Source organism: Haloarcula sp. JP-Z28 (assembly GCF_011440255.1).
In the GTDB taxonomy this organism is placed as follows: domain Archaea; phylum Halobacteriota; class Halobacteria; order Halobacteriales; family Haloarculaceae; genus Haloarcula; species Haloarcula marismortui.
Genome location: NZ_JAAOHT010000029.1, coordinates 24,475 through 44,044 on the forward strand (window position 1 = coordinate 24,475; position 19,570 = coordinate 44,044).

General features: G+C 59.9%; 18 protein-coding genes. 5 read left to right on the forward strand and 13 right to left on the reverse strand.

Annotation, left to right across the window (positions count from 1 at the left end):
• Positions 1 to 71: 71 nt before the first annotated feature.
• From G9463_RS12165 to G9463_RS12190, 6 genes are all read right to left on the reverse strand, one after another.
• The gene (locus tag G9463_RS12165; protein WP_165896848.1) at positions 72 to 1,775 is read right to left on the reverse strand and encodes a methylmalonyl-CoA mutase family protein; all 1,704 of its coding nucleotides are present in this window, start codon (positions 1,773 to 1,775) and stop codon (positions 72 to 74) included.
• Positions 1,776 to 1,850: 75 nt separating this feature from the next.
• A complete protein-coding gene (locus G9463_RS12170; protein ID WP_004956686.1) occupies positions 1,851 to 2,642 on the reverse strand; it encodes a CBS domain-containing protein in 792 nt (263 codons plus the stop codon).
• A 38-nt stretch (positions 2,643 to 2,680) separates the two neighbouring features.
• Complete coding sequence (locus G9463_RS12175; RefSeq protein WP_011223530.1) at positions 2,681 to 4,396, reverse strand: DHH family phosphoesterase; 1,716 nt, start codon at positions 4,394 to 4,396, stop codon at positions 2,681 to 2,683.
• 35 nt (positions 4,397 to 4,431) lie between these two features.
• Positions 4,432 to 4,860, reverse strand: coding sequence for an HTH-type transcriptional regulator LrpA1 (lrpA1, locus tag G9463_RS12180; RefSeq protein WP_004956678.1), 429 nt, complete (start codon positions 4,858 to 4,860; stop codon positions 4,432 to 4,434).
• Between the two features lie 84 nt (positions 4,861 to 4,944).
• The gene (locus tag G9463_RS12185) at positions 4,945 to 5,883 is read right to left on the reverse strand and encodes a thiamine pyrophosphate-dependent enzyme (protein WP_004516277.1); all 939 of its coding nucleotides are present in this window, start codon (positions 5,881 to 5,883) and stop codon (positions 4,945 to 4,947) included.
• Positions 5,884 to 5,886: 3 nt separating this feature from the next.
• Positions 5,887 to 7,785 carry a 2-oxoacid:acceptor oxidoreductase subunit alpha gene (locus tag G9463_RS12190; protein ID WP_165896849.1) on the reverse strand — a complete coding sequence of 633 codons (1,899 nt, stop codon included), beginning with the start codon at positions 7,783 to 7,785 and terminating at the stop codon, positions 5,887 to 5,889.
• A gap of 268 nt (positions 7,786 to 8,053) precedes the next feature.
• Between G9463_RS12190 and G9463_RS12195 the strand changes: the two genes are divergently transcribed.
• Positions 8,054 to 8,773: a DICT sensory domain-containing protein gene (locus G9463_RS12195; RefSeq protein ID WP_004956670.1), complete on the forward strand. Its 720-nt coding sequence runs from the start codon at positions 8,054 to 8,056 to the stop codon at positions 8,771 to 8,773.
• Between the two features lie 69 nt (positions 8,774 to 8,842).
• On the forward strand, positions 8,843 to 9,025 hold the full coding sequence (locus tag G9463_RS12200) for a hypothetical protein (RefSeq protein ID WP_004956668.1): 183 nt from the start codon (positions 8,843 to 8,845) through the stop codon (positions 9,023 to 9,025).
• A 16-nt stretch (positions 9,026 to 9,041) separates the two neighbouring features.
• Here the strand turns inward: G9463_RS12200 and G9463_RS12205 are convergent, their stop codons facing one another.
• A complete protein-coding gene (locus G9463_RS12205; protein ID WP_165896850.1) occupies positions 9,042 to 9,839 on the reverse strand; it encodes an N-acyl homoserine lactonase family protein in 798 nt (265 codons plus the stop codon).
• Between the two features lie 613 nt (positions 9,840 to 10,452).
• Between G9463_RS12205 and G9463_RS12210 the strand changes: the two genes are divergently transcribed.
• Positions 10,453 to 11,781: a Cdc6/Cdc18 family protein gene (locus tag G9463_RS12210; protein ID WP_004956661.1), complete on the forward strand. Its 1,329-nt coding sequence runs from the start codon at positions 10,453 to 10,455 to the stop codon at positions 11,779 to 11,781.
• Between the two features lie 830 nt (positions 11,782 to 12,611).
• Here G9463_RS12210 and G9463_RS12215 read toward each other — a convergent pair.
• Positions 12,612 to 13,766 (reverse strand): acyl-CoA dehydrogenase family protein, encoded by a 1,155-nt coding sequence (locus tag G9463_RS12215; protein ID WP_165896851.1) that lies wholly within the window; start codon positions 13,764 to 13,766, stop codon positions 12,612 to 12,614.
• A gap of 126 nt (positions 13,767 to 13,892) precedes the next feature.
• On the opposite strand from G9463_RS12215, the gene G9463_RS12220 reads away from it, so the two are divergent.
• The gene (locus G9463_RS12220; RefSeq protein WP_004956656.1) at positions 13,893 to 14,666 is read left to right on the forward strand and encodes a DUF6517 family protein; all 774 of its coding nucleotides are present in this window, start codon (positions 13,893 to 13,895) and stop codon (positions 14,664 to 14,666) included.
• A gap of 33 nt (positions 14,667 to 14,699) precedes the next feature.
• Here G9463_RS12220 and G9463_RS12225 read toward each other — a convergent pair whose 3' ends face one another.
• From G9463_RS12225 to G9463_RS12240, 4 genes are all read right to left on the reverse strand, one after another.
• Positions 14,700 to 16,352: a long-chain fatty acid--CoA ligase gene (locus tag G9463_RS12225; RefSeq protein ID WP_165896852.1), complete on the reverse strand. Its 1,653-nt coding sequence runs from the start codon at positions 16,350 to 16,352 to the stop codon at positions 14,700 to 14,702.
• 102 nt (positions 16,353 to 16,454) lie between these two features.
• A complete protein-coding gene (locus G9463_RS12230) occupies positions 16,455 to 17,057 on the reverse strand; it encodes a chemotaxis protein CheC (protein WP_011223526.1) in 603 nt (200 codons plus the stop codon).
• A gap of 100 nt (positions 17,058 to 17,157) precedes the next feature.
• The gene (locus G9463_RS12235) at positions 17,158 to 17,826 is read right to left on the reverse strand and encodes an O-methyltransferase (RefSeq protein WP_165896853.1); all 669 of its coding nucleotides are present in this window, start codon (positions 17,824 to 17,826) and stop codon (positions 17,158 to 17,160) included.
• Between the two features lie 50 nt (positions 17,827 to 17,876).
• Positions 17,877 to 18,914, reverse strand: coding sequence for a hypothetical protein (locus tag G9463_RS12240; protein WP_165896854.1), 1,038 nt, complete (start codon positions 18,912 to 18,914; stop codon positions 17,877 to 17,879).
• Positions 18,915 to 19,111: 197 nt separating this feature from the next.
• Between G9463_RS12240 and G9463_RS12245 the strand changes: the two genes are divergently transcribed.
• Entirely contained in the window at positions 19,112 to 19,270 is a 159-nt protein-coding gene (locus tag G9463_RS12245) for a hypothetical protein (RefSeq protein ID WP_004956641.1), read from the forward strand.
• Here G9463_RS12245 and G9463_RS24345 read toward each other — a convergent pair.
• Positions 19,267 to 19,389 (reverse strand): hypothetical protein, encoded by a 123-nt coding sequence (locus tag G9463_RS24345; RefSeq protein ID WP_255458696.1) that lies wholly within the window; start codon positions 19,387 to 19,389, stop codon positions 19,267 to 19,269. The genes G9463_RS12245 and G9463_RS24345 overlap by 4 nt on opposite strands.
• Positions 19,390 to 19,570 lie beyond the last annotated feature (181 nt).

Consider the following 19,570-nt stretch of genomic DNA (forward strand, 5'->3'; position numbering starts at 1 on the left):
AACACGAACGCACTGCGATGAGACGCCTATCGTGACTCGACAGGTCCGGGCAGCGTGCTACGAGAGCGCCGTTACGCGACACTGGCCGTTTCCTGATAGCTCCCGTACTCTGCCTCGAAGACGGCCATGATCTCGCCCATCGTCGCGTAGGCTTTCACCGCGTCGATGATGACAGGCATGACGTTCCCCCCGTCGGTGACCACTTGCCGTAGGTCATCGAGCGCCGCTTCCACAGCCGCGTCGTCGCGCTCTGCTTTGACCGTCGCGAGCTTGTCCCGCTGGCGTTCCTGTACGTCCTCGTCGACGGTGAGAATCTCGGGTTCGGTGTCTTCCTCGACGGTGTACTTGTTGACGCCGACCATGACTTCTTCCTCGCTCTCGACGCGTTGCTGATACTCGTAGGCAGCGTCCTGAATCTCACGCTGGAAGTAGCCGTCCTGAATCCCCTGAATGACGCCGTCCCGGACCGACCCGTCTCCGAGTTCGTCTCTGATGTGATTGATGTAGGCCATTGCCTTCTCTTCGACTTCGTCGGTCAGTGACTCGATGGCGAAACTGCCGCCCATCGGGTCGACGATGTCGGCGGCCCCTGACTCCTCCGCAATGATCTGCTGTGTCCGGAGGGCGACCCGAACCGCCTGTTCGGACGGGAGCGCAAGCGCTTCGTCGAAGCTGTTGGTGTGCAGACTCTGGGTCCCGCCCAGCACACCTGCGAGGGCCTGAATCGTCACCCGGACGATGTTGTTCAGCGGTTGCTGGGCAGTCAGTGACTGGCCAGCGGTCTGGGTGTGGAACTTCAGTTGCTTGCTCGCGTCGGCCTCCGCGTCGTACCAGTCGTCCATTACCCGAGCGTAGATGCGCCGGGCCGCGCGGAACTTCGCGATCTCCTCGAACATGGAGTTGTGTGAATTGAAGAAAAAGGAGAGTTGTGGGGCGAACTCGTCAACATCCAGCCCACGGTTCAGACAGTCCTCGACGTAGGCGAAGCCGTCCGCGAGCGTAAACGCGAGCTCCTGTACCGCTGTCGAGCCGGCCTCCCGGATGTGATACCCCGACACAGAAATGGGCTTGAACTTCGGCGTCTCCTGACTGGCGAACTCGATGGTGTCGGTCACAAGCTTCAGCGACGGCTCTGGCGGGATGACCCACTCTTTCTGTGCGATGAACTCTTTGAACATATCGTTCTGGAGCGTCCCACGGATTTCCTCGCGTGGGACGCCCTGCTGGTCGGCCAGCGCGATGTACATCGCATAGATGACGGGAGCGCTGGGGTTGATAGTAAAAGAGGTCGACACCTCGCCGAGATTGATGCCGTCGAACAGCCGTTCCATGTCCGCCAGTGTGTCGACGGCGACACCCTCCTTGCCCACCTCGCCGTCGGCCATCACGTCATCAGAATCGATCCCCATCAGCGTCGGCATATCGAAGGCCGTCGAGAGCCCGGTCTGGCCCTCGTCGATGAGGTAGTGAAACCGCTCGTTGGTTTCGTCAGCGGTGCCAAAGCCCGCGAACTGTCGCATCGTCCACTGCCGGCCGCGGTACATTGTCGGATAGACACCGCGTGTGAACGGCTCCTCGCCGGGGAAGCCGATATCTTCCTCGTAATCGAGGCCATCCACGTCGCGTGGCGTATACAGCCGGTCTACATCGAGGTTTGAGACCGTCGCGAACCGCTCCTTGCGTTCGCCGTAAGCGTCCAGTACGGGGTCCAGTGTCTCGGCTTCCCACTCGTCTTTCTGCTCGCGGATTCGTTGGAGGTCTGACTCGTCGAACATACTCCGGTGTATGTCATGATTTAGTAAGAAGGTTCGGGCAAAGCGGGGTGCTACCGTCGATCACACCGCTAGGGACTAGTCTTGGAGTCGTTCCGTTGTCTGTACGAGCGGGTGGTGTGCGTAGTCGACGACCTCGATATCGTCGATTGACTCTAAGTCGGAGTCTGCAGCCGTCTCGGCCATCCCCAGTTCGACCGTCTCATCGAGGACGATGACGTAGGCGTCCATCTCATCGATGTCGAGTCTGGCAGCGGCTTTCACGCGGTGATGGCCATCCGCCAGCAGGAGGTCTCCGCCGTTGTCGATGACGACGAGTGGTTCCGCCAGTCCCCGTTCCAGTTCGTACACCCGGCCTTCGAGTTCGTCGGCGTACACCGTTGTCTGTGTTGGCGTCAGGTCATCGAGGTCCACCTCACGGCGGCCTTCGTGTGTCGTGATCCCGTGGATATTCTCGAGCGTCCGGCCGAGCTTGTCTACCTTGCCCGGTGTCGCCCGTTCGATCTGGGAACGGATCACGTCAGCGTTCGAGATGATGCCGACAAGATGGCCGGCGTCGTCGACAACCGGGAGTTTCTGGATGCCCGACCGCAGGATAACGCGCGCCGCGTCCTGCACGGCCATGTCTGGATGTGCCACAAGGATATCGTCGGTCATCACGCGGAACATCGGCTCGTGGTCCTCTGCGAGCAGCAGGTCGCGCGCGCTAACGAATCCCTCGACCCGGCGGCCGTCAGTCACCGGAAACCCGCTGAAGTGGTCATTGTCGGCGATTCGTCGGGCGACCTCTCCCACGGTGTCGTCGAGTTCGACGGTGGCAACCTCGCGTGTCATATAGTCCCCGACCGTCGGGCGATTCGAATCCTCCATCGGCACTGCGTTCTCGACCGACAGCAAAAAAGGCTCGCCTACAGCGGTTCGCCGTCGTCGGGTTCGACGAGCGTTTCCGGGCTGTCCTCTCCCTGTTCTGCCTCGTCGTCTGTCGGTTCAGCCGCGTCGGCTGCCTGGTCTGGCTCGTCACCACCGTCTTCGTCGCCGTTCTCCAGAAACATCACATCGCTGTTCCAGTCCGCTGTGCCGTCGTCACCAGCCTCTCCAGATGCGCCTTCGGCCGTCGCTGAGGTGTCGTCGCTGTCCTGACTAAGCGCCGTCGACTCCGTGAACGCGGCCACGTCGTAGTCAGCACGGGCGTAGACGCGCCCAAGCAGCCGGTGGGACCGCGACTGGACAGCGTCGAGGAACCGATTGGAAACGATAGCGCGGACAATCTCCTCCAGTGATTCCTCGCGGTCGTCGACGGTGATCATCCCCACGTCGATCTGTGCGCCCGCCATATCGGCGTGACCGCCCGCGGACCCGATCTGTCCGAAGGCGTCCCGCAGCGCCTCGCCGAGGTCGATATCTGCCCCACGTGCCCGAGCGGAGACGTATATCGTCCCATCGACGACGCCGTACACCATCGTCGTCTGGACGCCTTCGAGGTCGAGGAGCCTGTCAGCCGCCTGTGCGAGTGCATCCCGGTCACTGATCTCACCGACACCAGTCAGGAGCACTGAGCCCTCCTGATCGCGGTTTGTAATCGCGCGGCCGATGACGGACAGCGTCTCCGGGCTCACGCTTGGGTCTTCGATTCGCTGGAGCGTTGCCATGTCGGCGTTCGTCACGAGATGTGCGGCGGCCTCGAAGTCCGCGGCAGCGACCTCCCGGCGGAAGTCCTTCGTGTCGACCTGAATGCCGAACAGCAGGCCCGTTGCGATAGGTGTCGGAATGTCAACGTTGAACCGCTGGAGGTAGTCGACCAGCAGTGTGCTCGTCGCCCCGACGCCGCTTCGGAGATCGACGAAGCGGGCTTCGATCGGAACGCGTGGCGGATGATGGTCAATGACGATGTCGATGGGGGTCTCCGGCGGGAGTTGGTCGTTGACACCGGCTCTGGAGTGGTCAACTAGCGCAAACGCGTCGAACGCTTCCAGTTCGTCTGGTGAATCGGCGTCAAGGTTTCGGAGGTCAAACTCGAGGAGGTTGACGAACGCCCGGTTCTCCTGATGGGATATCTCCCCGTAGTAACAGATCGTCACCTCGCAGTCGGCTCGTTCAGCGAGCGCTCCGAGGGCGACAGCGCTGGCAATCGCGTCAGGGTCGGGATTGTCGTGCATGACGACAGCGAGGTGGTCGTCGATGTCCCGCAGTACCTGATGGAGCTGTCTGGCCCGCGTTCCTTCGTCGCCGACCGACTGGGTAACGTAGTCGGTGACGACGGTCTCCGGTGTGACCAGCCGGTCCGCCACGCTGTCAAGCCGGTCGCGCTGGTCGGTTGTCGCGCCGTGGCCGGCGTATGCGAGGAGGAACGCATCGGGAAAGCAGTCACGCGCGGCCGTTGCCGCGTCGGCGTTCTGTTTGGGATCCTCACTGGCGACGATGATGCTTTCGGGGTGAAAGTCGAGGTCGGCGAGAACAGATGGGTCGGCCTGGTCGGCTTCGAGCACGTTGATCCCGTCCGCCCGGAGCGTTTCAGCACGGTGCTCGTCCTGGGTCACGACCGCCAGCTCGCCGCGGTCGTCGCTAATCGCGTCGAGAAGGTCCGCGGCCGTCGGCCCGAGTCCGAGCACCAGCCGAGAAAGCATACCGTGCAGTCAGCACTGGAGCGTCTAAAAACCCGTTACTTCAGCCGTTCCTGCAGAAACGACGGATGTGCGGCGGTAACACCGTCGAGAGCGAGGATCTTGTCTTCGATGACGTCCGCCAGCGAGTCACCGTCCATCGCCCGGACTTCCGCCATTAGCATATGGTCGCCGCTAGACGTGTACAGTTCCTCCATCTCCGGAATCTCCTTGAGGTTCCGCGTGGCTTCGACGTAGCAGTCACTCGCGATGTCGATGCCGACCAGCGCAATCGACTGGCCCGCCAGCTTCTTCGGGTCGACATCGGCGGAGTAGCCGACGATGACACCCTCCTCTTCGAGTTTCTGGATGTATTTCCGGACTGTCGGCTTCGATACCTCCGCTCGCTCTGCGATTTCTGCGTACGAGGCCTGTGCGTCCTCTTCAAGGACCGACAGGATTCGACGCTCCGTAGACTCGGCACTCATGCACTAATCTTTTCGGTGCATGAAAAAATATCTTCCGAACCAGAAACCCACGTTCGGGGGGTATCCGCAGTCCGGCAGCGAGGCTTATTTGTGGTGTTCGAGGAGGTTGTCGTAGGTCCGCTCCCACTCCGCGTCCTCGTCGAAGTACCGCTCTGCGAGCGGTTCCTCGGGCATTTCGCCGATCTGGCGCTTCTCCTCGCCGTAGGAGGGGCGCTCGTCTTCGATGTACATCCGACCGGTGAGCACTTCGCCTTCGTACAGTCGCTCTTCGGTCTTTCGCATCATCTCGGCGGCTTCCGCGCGGTCCGAGACGTCGAAGTCGAACTCGTCGGACTGCTGGACGTCCGTGTATGGGACGTAGTGTTTCGCGTCCTTGTTCCAGGTCGGACACTGGGTCAGGAAGTCGATGTGCGCGAAGCCGTCGTGCTCGATGGCTTCGGCGATGATTTCCTTCGCCTGGTTCGGGTTGACAGCCGCGGTCCGGGCGATGTAGGTCGCACCGGCGTTGAGCTGCTGGGACAGAGGGCGGATCGGCGACTTCGCCGAGCCGTGGGGCTGTGTCTTGGACTTGTGGCCCTTGGGCGATGTCGGCGATGTCTGGCCCTTTGTCAGCCCGAAGATCTCGTTGTTGAACACGATATACGTCATATCGTGGTTCTCACGGGCCGTGTGGATGGTGTGGTTCCCACCGATACCGTAGCCGTCGCCGTCCCCACCGGCCGCGATGACTTCGAGGTTGGGGTTGGCGAGCTTCGCGGCCCGGGCGACGGGCAGCGAGCGGCCGTGGATGGTGTGGAAGCCGTAGCTGTTGAAGTAGCTATTGAGCTTCCCCGAACAGCCGATACCGGTGAACAGCGCGACTTCGTCGGGGTTCTTGCCGACTTCCGGCATGGCCTGCTTGAGCGCCTTGAGGACGCCGAAGTCGCCACAGCCCGGACACCAGGTCGCCTGGGGTTCGATGCCGGGTGTAAACTCGTCGCGCTCGATTTCGCGTTCTTCGTTGATTGCTGAGAATGCACTCATAGGTTAGTCACCTGCCGCGGGTACGTACTTCATGTTGCTCGCGGCGAGTTCCTCGCCGTCGATGCTGGACTCGAACCCGTCGACGATCTCGGCGGGCTCGAATGGGTTGCCGTTGTACTTCAGGAGGCTCGACATCTTATCGCCGTACTTGCCGAGTTCCTTCTGAGTTAGGCCGCGGAACTGGGCCGTGGCGTTCATCTCGACGACGAGCGCCTCGTCGACTGATTCGAGCCACTCGGAGACTTCCTCCTTCGGGTACGGAGCCATGTCGGAGACGCCAAGCGCCTTCACGGAGTGGCCGTTCTCGTTGAGTCGGTCGACGGCCTCGAAGACGGTCCCCTGCTGGCTGCCCCACACGAGGATGCCGTAGTCGGCTTCCTCGGGTCCGTGGTAAGTCTGGTGGGACGTGTTCTCGTCCAGATCAGCACGGATGTCGTCGAGCTTGTTGAGCCGACGGTTCATCTGGGCGATGCGGTTCTCGGGGTCCTCGCTGATGTGGCCCGATGGGTTGTGCTCGTTGCCTGTCGCGAGGAAGCGGCCGTCCTTCTGGCCCGGCACGGAGCGCGGGCTGACGTTCGAGCCGTCCTCGGGCTCGTGGAGGAACCGCTGGAACTTCCCGGAGGAGTGGTGTGCGGCGTCCTGAATCTCCTCTTCGGTGAGGACCGAGCCGGGATCGGCGTTTGGCTCCTCGTCGAAGTGGCTGGCCGGGAGGTTTCGGAGTTCGCCCTGAATCTTCTGGTCGTAGATAACGATGACCGGGATCTGGTACTCGTAGGCGATGCGGAACGCCGAGCGGGTCTGCGTGTAACACTCGCGGATGTTCGCCGGTGCGAACACGACGCGGGCGGAGTCGCCCTGTGAGGTGTACAGGACGTGCTCAAGATCAGCCTGCTCGGGCTTGGTCGGCATCCCCGTCGAGGGGCCGGCCCGCATCGCTTCGACCAGCACGATAGGCGTCTCGGTCATCTCTGCCAGTCCGAGCGGTTCGGACATCAGCGCGAAGCCACCGCCGGAGGACCCGGACATGGCCTTCACGCCGGCGTGGGATGCACCGAGCGCCAGCGCAGCGGCCGCGATCTCGTCTTCGACCTGTTCGGAGATGCCGCCGAACTCGGGCAGATGCTGTGACATGATCGTGAACACGTCGGTCCACGGAGTCATGGGGTAGCCCGAGATGAAACGACAGCCCTCGTCGATTGCGCCGTAGGAAATCGCGTTCGAGCCCGAGAGAATGACCTGCTCCTCGTCGTGGGAGCCCTCGGGGACCTCGATGTCGTGGTCGACATCGAGTTCGCTGGCGGCTTCGTAGGCGTCGTGCAGGACGTTAAGGTTCGCCTCCTGCATGTCGCCGCTCATATTCTGTGTGATGAGTTTCTCGAACTCGTCGGTGCTGATGTCGAGAATCGCCGCTGTCGCGCCGATACCGGCCGTGTTCCGCATAATCTCGCGGCCGTGCTCCTTGGCGATACCGCGGAGGTCCATCGGGACGACGTGCCAGTTGTTCTCCTCGGCGGCCTCTTCGAGACCGATCTCGTCGACGTCCTCGTCGTCGAGCAGTCCCTCGTCGTACAGCAAGACGCCACCTTCTCGGAGGTCGTCGAAGTTCTCGTACAGCGGTTTCAGCTCTTCTTTGCCGTAGTAGGCCTCTTCCTGTGGGTTGCGGGCGAAGGAGTCACCCAGGGCCAGCAGGAAGTTGTAGCCGTCCCCGCGGGACTGTACCGGTTCGTCTTTCGCACGTACTTCTACGTACGTGTGGCCGCCGCGGATACGCGACGGGTAATGGCGGTGTGTGAACACGTTCAGCCCCGACCACATCAAGGCCTTCGCGAAGTTCTGGCTTGTCGAGTCGATTCCGTCACCGGAACCACCGGCGATTCGCCAGATTAGTTCGTTGTCTGTCATGGTGAAATCCTCGGCCCCAGCTCTGGTGCCGTATCATTCCGTTGGGGGGCCATGACTAAAGATTTTCCACTATGTCACCACTCATTAATCGTTATCTTTCGGCTCAGGCACCTCAGATTGCCGTTTTCGAAATGGGGGTTCGTCACTAGTGGGACAGATTCACAGGGTCGATATATTCAGCTAACCCACACGTGTCAGCCGCTACTAGTAAGTCGCGTAACTCCCTCCCGCAACGACTAACACGGTGAATACCGATGTACAGTCGAAGATGTCGTTAACGGAACTCATCACCGGCGTCGAGGACCATCAGAAGACGCTGACTATCTTTAACGCCGGGCCGACAGCGGCCGAGGACCTTCGCGAGCGCTTCGCGGACCGTAACGTCCACGTTCAGACCGAGCAGACCGAGAGCGGACGACCGGGCGAGTTTATCACCCTCAGCGAGGACACAGAGGTGATCGCGGCCGCGAGCCTCAACTCGTTCACGGACGCGCTCAACGAAGGTCGACAGTACATCACGCGTGACAACAGCCCGTACGTGTCGATTCTCGACCACCTTGATGAGACCATGTTCACCTCGTGGTCGATTCAACGGATGACCGCCGCATCGCGCGAAATAGAGGATCGCGCATGGCGAGTGGGACAGGGAACCCTGCACGCCGGCTTTCAGACACTCTCGACGCTTCAGGGCGAACTCGACCTCTATGAACGACTGGGTGAGACCGACGTGGATGTTCACGCCTATGCTGTCCCTGACGTCGAACCGCCCGAGTACAGTACGTTCTCGCTGCATCTGGAACGGTCAAACGAGATCGCCGACTCGTGGTTCGTCGTGTTCGATGGCGGGGGTGACCCGACCCAGAAATGCGCCCTGTTGGCCGAGGAGCGCGAACCGCGCGAGTTCTACGGCTTCTGGACCTACGACGAGTCGACGGTCGACTGGATCATCGACTATCTGGAGGAGACGTACGGCTATCTCGAACAGTGACAGCCGCGCGCAAACGGGCCAACGCAGCCACTGCCACGGCACGCCGTTGGCTGCCATCTCGTCTGTGACATGACGAACGTTGCTGCGTCCCGGGAGTTCCGTATCGAAGAGACCGGCGAACGCGTCAACGGTCTCGAACTGGAGTTACACCTGTTTTTCGGCGTGTGGGCAGTCGTTGAGCGGCACGATAACCGGTGGATCGTGGCAACTGAAGACGGCGAGCGCCGAACGCTCGTCGTTGTCTCGGACTGACCCAACGAACCGCGTCTCAGTCTGTCGCCCCGGCTACGTCCTCAAACACCGCGAGGTCGTGACCGAGTAGGACTTCAGCCCCCGTGGCCCGCTGGCGGTCGCGGCACCGTTCGAGGCTCTCCTTCCACGCGCCGTTGTTCCACAGGAGGCTCGTCGCCATTGGTTGGCCCGCGTAGTTCGCCTCAACGTAGGCTTCGTCGCCGACGACGAGGAGCGGCTGGTCCGGGCGGTCGATGAATGCACCCATGAGCCCTGGGGTGTGGCCAGGGAGGTGAAGCAGTTCGATACCATCGGTGAGGTGATAGCTGTCGCCGTGAACGATCTCCCAGTTCAGGTCGCGGTCGAAATCGCTGGCGAGGTAAGCGATAGAACCGTCGTCCGTGTTGGCGCTGTAGTACGCGTATGGGAGTTCCTCGCGGTGGACGTAGATCGGCACGTCCGTTCCCGCGAAATTGTGCAGGCCGCCAGCGTGGTCCAGATGCAGGTGGCTCATCACGACGGCATCGATCTCGTCGATGCTGTAGCCCGCATCTTCGAGATCTGCCGGCAGGGTATGCTCGGCGGCATCGATGTGTGCGAACGCCTCGTACAGCGGCGTCGGCCAGTACCCGTCGCCGGCCTCTGGGTGAGAGCCGGTGTCCCAGAGGACGGTTAGCTCGGGCGTCTCGATGATGAGGTTCCATACAACGTACGTTTCGTACTCGTGCTCCGGGTCACGGTGAGAGGCTGTCGCGACGCTGTGGCCGTCAACGACGAAGTTTCGGTCAGCCTGTACGCGGCCCCGGTCGATGAATGTCACTGTGAGGTCGTCCATACAGTGTCTACGGCCTGTCACAAAGTAAAGACGATGCCGTGCGCAGTGGGCTGGCTCGGTGCACCAGCCGCATTTCGCTGTGGAATGGGGTTTCATGCCGTGTGGACATTGAGTAAGATTCATGCCAAAACATTCGTGACAGAGCGGGACCCACACACACCACCCTGCAAGTGTTCTCGGGGTTTGCAGGGGGTGGGGGCGGGGAGTGATGGAACCACATCACTATATTTAAATAGAGTGGAGGTTGTTCTGTCTCGCCGAGACTGTGTAGTCGATATTGTACCTGAATACATAGATTTAGCCGTTACAGACCCCTTTTGGTGCAGATTCTATAGACTGTGCTATTCAACAGTAACCAGATTATATTGCATACACCATAAGATATAAGAATTAACTCATAGTTCCATATCTAGTCTTTGACTAGAGAATGAAGAATCGCAGGAATCAAGTGTGTTAAGTCAGGTATCGGTGTAGCAGGCCGCTCGTAACTGTTTTCGAGTGGGGGCGGAGAAACACTTGCAGGGTGGTGTGTGACTGTTCGGCGTGAAAACACTTGAAACACTTGAACGGTGGTCACTGGTTTTATATAGAGCCACTCAAAAGGTGGAATACGATGGTCGACGTGAACGAGAACCCGTTCGACGGGACTGATTCGATCTTCGAACGAAAACAACCGCTGAAAAAAGACACGTTCACGCCGGATACGATCTTTCACCGCGACGAGGAAATCGAATTCTACATCAACGCACTTCAGGATGTCATTGTCGGCCACGACCCCAACAACGTCTTCGTCTATGGTCCAACAGGAGTCGGCAAAACTGCTGTTACAAAGTGGGTACGAGACAAACTCGAAGAGAAAGCCGAGGCTGAGGATATCCCGCTCACCGTTGTCGGTCCGATTAACTGCCGGAACTACCGGTCGGCGTATGCACTGGTAAATACGCTCGTCAACGAGTTCCGGGATCCCGAGAACCAGCTCCCGGAGAGCGGCTACAGCACTGACAGCGTCTTCGAGTTCCTCTACGAAGAGATAGAGGCTGTGGGCGGGAACGTGCTTATCATTCTGGACGAGATCGACAACATTCCTGCGGATGCACGGAACGACTTTCTCTACGAACTGCCGCGGGCCGAAGCGAACGAGAACACGCCGATCACCGATGCGAAGGTTGGACTTATCGGTATCTCAAACGACCTCAAGTTCGTCGACGTGCTGGAACCCAAGGTGAAATCGACGCTGGGGGAGCGAGAGATCAAGTTCGGCCCATATGACGCGACTGAACTTCGAGATATTCTTGGCTACTACGCCGACATCGCGTTCCGGGAGGACGTGCTCGGCGAAGATGTCGTCCCGCTGGCAGCAGCCTTCTCTGCACAGGAACGCGGTGACGTTCGGCAGGGACTCCGAATCCTCGAAAAGGCCGGGGAGTACGCGCGGATGGAGGGTGCAGAGGGTGTAACGGAGGCACATACACGGCGGGCGACGGACACCATCGAAACCGATGAACTGCTGGATTACTTCGAGCACGATCTGAGTTCACAACAAGCATTGACCTATCTCGCCACGACGCTTGCACTCATCGAGCCGAAACACGAGGCGTCGACAAAACGGATCTACAATCTATATTCCTCTATCGCGGAGTCGAGCGGTCGCCGCGTGAAATCCGAGCGGAAGATATACGAGTTCCTTGACCAGCTCTCAATGCAGGGACTGGTCCGTTCTGCGGAACGCAACCTTGGCCGCAAGGGCGGACGCAAGTATATTTATGAAGTCACTGATGACCCGACCGACATCATCAACGCTGCACTCCAGTCCTCCTACAGCGATGCTGTGCCGAGTAACGTCAACGGGATTCTCGAACATTATCTGGAAGACGAGGCGACTGAGTTCGAGGCACCGGACACTACTGACGACGAGCAACAGAACCTCTGGCAGTTCACGTAGCCACCCCCCGTCGGCTCACACGGCAGAACACTTGCACGGTGGTGTGTGTGTGTGTTCAGCGGCGGTCTAACTATTGTGGCGTCCAGAACAGTTGCAGGGTGGTGTGTGTCCCCACAGTAGACAGTGAAAGGGGGTGCAAACAGGCGGTTATCTGGTATCTGTTCCCCGCTGCAGTGTGTAGAACACTTGCAGACCGGTGTGTCCGTCCGGTTCCACCACGACCCTACGTATTCCGTTTCGAAAACACTTGCAGGGTGGTGTGAACCCGATCCGACAGGAAAACCGCCCAAAACGGCCTTTTGGAACACTTGCAGGGTGGTGTCTCAGCATACTCTCACACACCTCAAGCAGTACGTGAAACACTTGCACGGTGGTGTGCAAGGGCGAATCGGAACTCGGAACAACGCCACAAAAACACTTGCAGCGTGGTGTTTTCGTAGATTCAGACGCTTGCACACCTTCCGTGCGAACACTTGCAGGGTGGTGTGTGAACACGTGTTCACCATTCTGGTCTGGCTGTAGTCGAACTGGAAACACTCGCAGGGTGGTGATAGAACACTTGTATGGTGGTGTCGGGTCAACTGTCTGGTGATGTCAGAACACTTGTAGGGTGGTGTACCGACTCAGTATCACTCGCATGGACTTCGTACAGTAGCGTAATCCCTGTCTGGTTGGTATATCCGGGCTGTACAGGCTGTCCAGTCGTGAACAGCCGCTGGAGTGATAGCTGGCCAGCCACGCTCCTCCAAAGAACACTCGAAGGGTGGTGTTCCCGCGAAAAACACGCCGTTTGCGACGCAATCAATCGACAGTGACCGCTACTCTCTCCGTTACATCGGAGCCTGCTTGTAGATGAGGTTCCGCTGGATGTCGTTGGCTCCCTCGTAGATAACCGGAATCCGAACATCGCGATACACGCGGGAAATGCGGTTCTCCGTCAGCACGGACCGCCCACCGTGGAGTTGCATCCCCTTCTCCGCACAGTCCATTGCGGCTTCGGTCGCGTTGGTCTTTGCTAGTGCGGCCCAGTAGCCGGAGTTCTCCTGATTGGCGACGCGTTCGGCCGCGTGCCAGGTGAGGGTCCGGGCGGACTGGAGGCTGAGTTGCATATCGGCCAGTTTGTGCTGGACCGCCTGGAACTCGTCGACGGTCTTGCCGAAGGCTTCGCGGTCATGGACGAACTCCCAGGCTTCCTCGATGGCTGCGGCGGCCAGCCCGAGACCGTGTCCGCCGACGACGACGCGGCCGTGATTGAAGAACTCGGCGAGCATATAGAAGCCGGCCCCTTCGACGCCGACCAGATTCTCCTCCGGAATCCGGCAGTCGTCAAGCACGATGTGGGCCTGCTTGGACGCCCGGAAGCCCATCTTCTCGGGGATGTGCTCGGCGTGGTAGCCGTCGGCGTCTGTCGGGACGATAAACATCGAGTAGTTCCCGTAGCGGTCGTTCGGGTCGTCACCGGTCTTGGCGTACAGCGTCACCCAGTCCGCCTCGACACCGTTGCCGATCCAGTATTTTTCGCCGTTAATTACCCACTCGTCACCATCTTTCTCAGCGGCCGTCGTCATCCCAGCAAGGTCGCTCCCCGTTTCCGGTTCAGAGACGGCGAGACCGGTAAGCTGGTCGCCGGCAGCGACGGGCTTGAGGAACCCCTCTTTCTGCCAGTCCGCGCCGTGGTCCTCGACGATTTCTGCCCCGAAGCTGGCGAGCTGGATCGTCAGCGCGATTCCTGCGTCGGCTTTGTACAGCTCCTCTGCCATCGCAAGCATCTGTTGGAGGTCGTAGCCGCTCCCGCCCCACTCTTCGCCGATATCCTGTGCGACGAGCCCGGCCTCCGTCGCCGCTTCGAGCACGTCCCAGGGGTACTCCCCGGACGCGTAGTACTCACCCGCGACTGGCTCGATGTGCTCCGCGGCGAACTCCCGAGCCTCCTCCTTGACCTCGTGTGCGTGCTCCGGAACGAGTTTCTCGGATAGCAGGTCCATAGAGATTATCATGGTTTGTGTACTCATATACTCCGTGGAACTCTGCCAAACACCGTCGTAGTTGTTTCTGGGAAACTCCTGATAATCGGCCAGCACGCTTTTCCATGGCTGTAGCCTTCCTCGGACATGAATCGTCGAGACTACTTGCTCGCCGGAGCCACCCTTGGAACTGCCGGGCTTGCGGGGTGTTCGTTTCTGGCCGCAGCCGAGGCACCGCCACCGGACGTTCCGACAGCGCAACTGAACGACGGTGGCTGGACGCAAACGGCCCAGTCCTCGGAAACAGTATTCGACCGGAGCTACGGCCCGGTTTCGGTCGAGGCCGTCTCCAGTACGGTTCAGTACGTCGACGAACAGCTACAGGAGCGTGTCGCCGACCGTACTCTTGACCAGGTTCAGACTGCACTCTCCGTGTTTTTCGCCACCCGAGTGGATTTCAGCCCCAATCTGGACAATCTTCCGGCTGGCGTGGGGCGCGAGGAACTGCTGGCGGAAGTCAAAACAAACGCCCGCGACAGCTTCGAACAGCAGATGGAAGCGCAGGGGCTGACCGACATCGAGAAATCCGGCGAGGGGACAATCGATATCGACACCGGAGAGACAGCTGAGACGGTGGAACTGTCCGCCGTGTACCCATTCGAGGGGATTTCCTTCGACGTGACCGAGGACGAGGCCGTCGAGATACCAGCCAGCGACATCGACATCTCGGCGATGTTCGCCGTCTGGCACCACGGCGACTTCGTCGTCATTTCCGGGGGCGCGTACCCGGCACAGAACTTCGAGCAGGTCGTCGAAAACGACCTGAGCGACGGCATCACAGTCACCGTCGATGTCGACCTCGGACTCCAGCCCGAAACCTATCGGACCGAAGTCCGGAATCTCGTCACTGGCGTCCAGTAACGCTACTGAGCGGCTGAAAACGCGCCAACTCCCCTATTCCGGCGCGGCGTCGTCGGGGACGCGACCTTCGACGAGCGATTCGTCGGCGTACTCGTCACGGAGCGACTTTTTGTCGAACTTCCCGGTTGCCGTCTTCGGAACCTCGTCGATGGTGACGAAGTTGTCCGGGACCCACCACTTGGGGTAGGACTCGAGAATGTACTCACGGAGTTCATCACCAAGCGTCTCCTCGTCGGCATCGGCCGTCGGAACGATCATCGCAAGTGGGCGTTCCTGCCAGCGCTCGTGCGGGACACCGATGACTGCCGCTTCGTTCACGTCGTCGTGGGCGATCAGTTCGTTTTCCAGTTCGAGCGAGGAGATCCACTCTCCGCCGCTCTTGATAACGTCTTTTGCTCGGTCGACGATCTTGATGTAGCCGTCCTCATCGACGGACACCACGTCACCAGTCTTCAGATAGCCGTCCTCGAACTCCTGCTCGTTCGCTTCCGGACGCTTGAAGTATTCTGTCGTCACCCACGGCCCGCGGATGTGGAGTTCGCCGAAGTCCTCGCCGTTGTGCGGGACCTCGTCGCCGTTGTCGTCGATGACACGGAACTCCAGTCCGGGCGTGATGAGTCCCTGTTTCGAGCGTTTGTCCAGTTGCGTCTGGTAGTCAGCATCCTCTAGGTCGCTCCGCAGGGACGCCACGGCACCCACCGGGGCCGTCTCGGTCATTCCCCAGGCGTGGACGAGTTCCACGTCGCGGTCGTCGAAGAACCGGATCATCGCTTCCGGTGCGGCGCTTCCGCCGACGATGAGGCGCTCAAGGGATGAGAGGTCAACGTCGTTCTCTTTGATGTACTCCATCAGTCCCAGCCAGACGGTCGGGACGCCGGCGGTGACGGTGACGTCCTCTTCTTCGATGAGCTTCGCGAGGTCTGCAGGCTCCGGCTGTGGGCCGGGGTAAACGTGTTTGGCCCCGCCTGCAGTTGCTGAGAATGGGAGTCCCCACGCGTTGACGTGGAACATCGGGACGACGGGCATCATCACGTCGTCGTCGTCGAGTGGAATTCCCTGTGGCGATTGAATCGCCATCGTGTGGCTCCACAGCATTTGCTGGGTGTACTCGACGCCTTTTGGTCGCCCGGTCGTGCCGGACGTGTAACAGAGGCCGGCAGCGCGGTCCTCCTCCAGCTCGGGCCAGTCGTACTCCGTCGGCTGGTCGGCGATGAACGACTCGTAGGCAACGGCATCAAGCTCTGTCTCCGGGACGGAGTCGCTCATTACGATGAACTGCTCGACCGTTTTGAAGGACTCTGGGTCCGCTGTTGCAGCGCCTTCGAGTTTCGGCAGGAGCGATTCGTCGACGAAGATGAGTTCGTCCTGTGCGTCGCTGACGATATACTGGATGTGTTCGTCGGGCAGGAGCGGATTGATAGTGTGTAGCTGCGCACCGGTTCCGGGTACCCCGAAGTACGTCTCGAAGTGACGGCTGTGGTTCCAGCAGAACGTCCCGAGCCGTTCACCGTCGCCGTAGCCGGCTTCTTCGATCGCGTTCGCTAACTGTGCCGTCCGTTCGGCATATTCGGCGTAGTCGTGGCGGACGATGCCCTCGTGGGTACGAGAGACGACCTCTGTGTCCGGATACAGTGTTTCTGCACGCCACAAGAACGGTCGTAGAGTTTGCGGGCTGCCTCCTGGCATATCATGACGCAAGGGCCCACGGTACAAGAAACACTGCTAAATCTTTCATGAGGGACAAGGAGTTCATCCGCAGTTCCCGCCGCCAGAATAAGTTCGGACCGCTTACACTTCGATTTCCTGCATCAGGTCGACCAGCTCTTCGAGTTCCGGAAATGTGTACACCTTCACGTTGATGTCGGACTCCAGTGCGTGGACGCGGGAGTCGAACATCAGCGCCATCTCGTTGTCCCGGTCGCCGACGAGCTGGTCCACCATCCCGCTCCCCGGGCCGAACGTGAAGTTCGGCGTGGAGATGTCGATGGTGGTATCGAGAACGTTTGCCCAGCCGTCGATGAAGCCGCTGGTCATGATGTTGCCGATCTCCTGAATCGCCGAGCGTTCCATGTCGGTGAAGCCGTTCGCGTTGGGGTCCGTCTCGCCCATATCGCCGATCATCCCAGTGGCGAGGTCCTTTGCACTGGCGGCGTTGAACAGGAACAGGATGTGCCCATGGGGCTTTTCCACCATTTCGATACTGATACCGATCTGCTTCTCGTCGCCGACGTGTGTTTTGATATCCGGGATATCGATGAAGTTGATCTTCGTGATCTCCATCTCCGTCTCCATCCCAGTCATCTGGCTAAGGTGGTTCGCAACGGTGTTACCGCCCTCTTTAGCCATCTGATTGAACAACCCGAGCTTCCGAATATCTATCATCAGACTCATTCGTTAGGACCAGCGTTGCCGCTGAGTTGTGTGCCCTCATACATAAGCTATGCACCCGCATTTTCGTCGGCGAGAATCGGAGCGTGTTGCTGCCGCTTGCTCACTCCACCCGGACGCTCACAGCGACGCCCTCACCGAGCGGTAGCAGCCCGGTCTCGAACGCCGGGTCGCTGCCGACGCGTTTGAGATACGCGGCGATACCGCGACTCGTTTCGTTGGCGTCGATGTCCTCGCCAGCCAGCAACGCCCGTACATCTGCAAATTCCAGCGGCCCGGCCTCGATCATGTTGTCAGCGACCACGGCCCCACCGACCGGCACCTTTGCCCGGACAGCCTCGAAGGCCTCTGCATAGCGGTGTTTCTCGTTATCAATAAGTACCACGTCGAACGGGCCGTCGTAGTTCTCGACGATTTCGATTGCGTCACCGTGCTCGAAGGCGGCCAGGTCGGCGAACCCGCCGCGGTCGAGGAACTCGCGGGCATCTTCGAGTTCGTCGGCGTCGATCTCCGTCAGGACAATCTGTCCATCGTCGGACACAGCGGGTGCCATCCAGTACGCCGAGTAGCCGAAACCGGAGCCGAACTCGAAGACACGGTCGGCGTCGACCATCCGGGCGGCGAGGCGGAGCCACCCGCCGACTGCGGGACCGACCGTCGGGAATCCCTCTCGGTCGGCTCTGGCGTCCATCTCATCGATAATTGCATCGCTGGCTGGCGCCAGTGTGCGAGCGAACTGCTCCGTCACTTCCGGGAGCGGGGTTTCGTCCATGTCAGGCTATGCCGGTAGCGGCAACATAAACGAGTGGGTCCGGACCGGAACTAGCCGAGTTCGAGGCGTTCGACGTACTGAATCACGGACTCCAGCGCGGGATTGGCGTAGTACTCAACAGTATTATCAGCTGTCTCGTACGAGAGAATCCCCAGATCGTCCAGCCGCGGAAGGTGATTGTGTGCCAGCGACACGCCAACCTCGTCGCGGGACTTCGGCGTCGTTCTGGCTGGGATAGCCTTTTCGCGTTCGTAGACGCGGTCGACGAGGTCGTCCAGTGGGACCTCGGTTTCCGACCGGTCTTTCAGGTGATACAGGAGACTGCGCCGCCGCGGGGCGGAAATCAGCTCTAGAACCTGGTCAAACGAGTAGGGTATCGGAATCGTTTCGGGCTCCTCCGGGTCGCCCTTCTTGACGCCGCCGGGTGGGGTGACGGTGTCTCGAAACGTCGGCGTCTCTTCTGCGTCTTGCGACGCCGTGACGGTCCAGCCGTGGTCCGGGAGATACTCGTACACGACATCATACAGTGGCCGAAACATCTCGACTGTCTCCTCCGTATGGGCCTCGGGGTCCATGTGGTGATGGCCCGAGACGTCCATCTCGGCACATTGTCGGTTCAACGCAGTCACCAGCGCGATGACGCGGTCACGCTCCCAGCACTCGAGCAGCCCAGTTAGTGAATGCAGGCACAGAAGCAGCGGTGTATCTTCCTGCTCCAACCGACCGAGATGGCGAGAGACGGTCGCGCTGATGTCTATCGGCGCCACTGTTGCGGGAAGGGTATCAAGCGTCAATGAAGGAAACGCACCAGACGCTGCTGCCTGTGAGGTAGCCGGTAACTCACTGCCGGCGTCGACGATGATCGCCTCTTCGGGCATCTCGTCGTCGAGGTGCTGCTGCCACAGCGAGAGGCGCGAATCGGGGGATTCGGACACTGTGACACAGATCGCCTTCGACTTACTGACCTCCTGCTCAGCCAGAAACCCGGCACACCCCTCTCGTTCGGCGTCGCTTGCATTGCGTGCCAACACCAATACGGACGCAGCCTCTTTCAGAGGCTGGTCAACTGTCCCACTCCCGGAGTTCATTGCGTACTGTATCGTATCTGGAACCATAAAGCCATCAACAAATAAGCGTTCCCTTGACATACGGTAACTTTTGATGAGCGCCACTCGAATACGAGACAGTGCTCGTCTCGGCTCTCTCTATACAACTAGCCTTTAGTGTCTATTCTATACCGTCTCAAGTCCGAGGATTTTTGCGGTACGATGCCGTATCACTGTCTATGCCAGTCATGTCGAGTAGCGACTTTTCTATTCATATCGAGGAGTGTGATGAGTTTGATGATGGGATGCCGATAAGTTCACTTCCGGACGAAGTCACGTCCATCGACGACCTCGACTGCGAGTGCTGGAGCGGGTTCGAATCTCTGGACGAAATCTAACAGCAGGTATCGACGCCCGGGTTTCCAGAACTGGCTTCAGTTGACTGGTCGTCGAGCATCTCGTTGACGACCGTCTTCACCTCGGTGCTGAGTTTCTTATACTGTATGTCTACTGACACCTAACCACTACCTAAGGTTCCCGTAGATACGATTGAAGTTATAACTAGTGCATCGAGGGTGTCATAGAACAGTTACCACACCAAAGAGCAGGGTGAATGCTGAGGTGGTATGGACTCAGCGACCCTGCAGAATGAGCCTTCGGTAGAGTCGTTCTTCAATGTCGCGGAGACCGAGACGTTA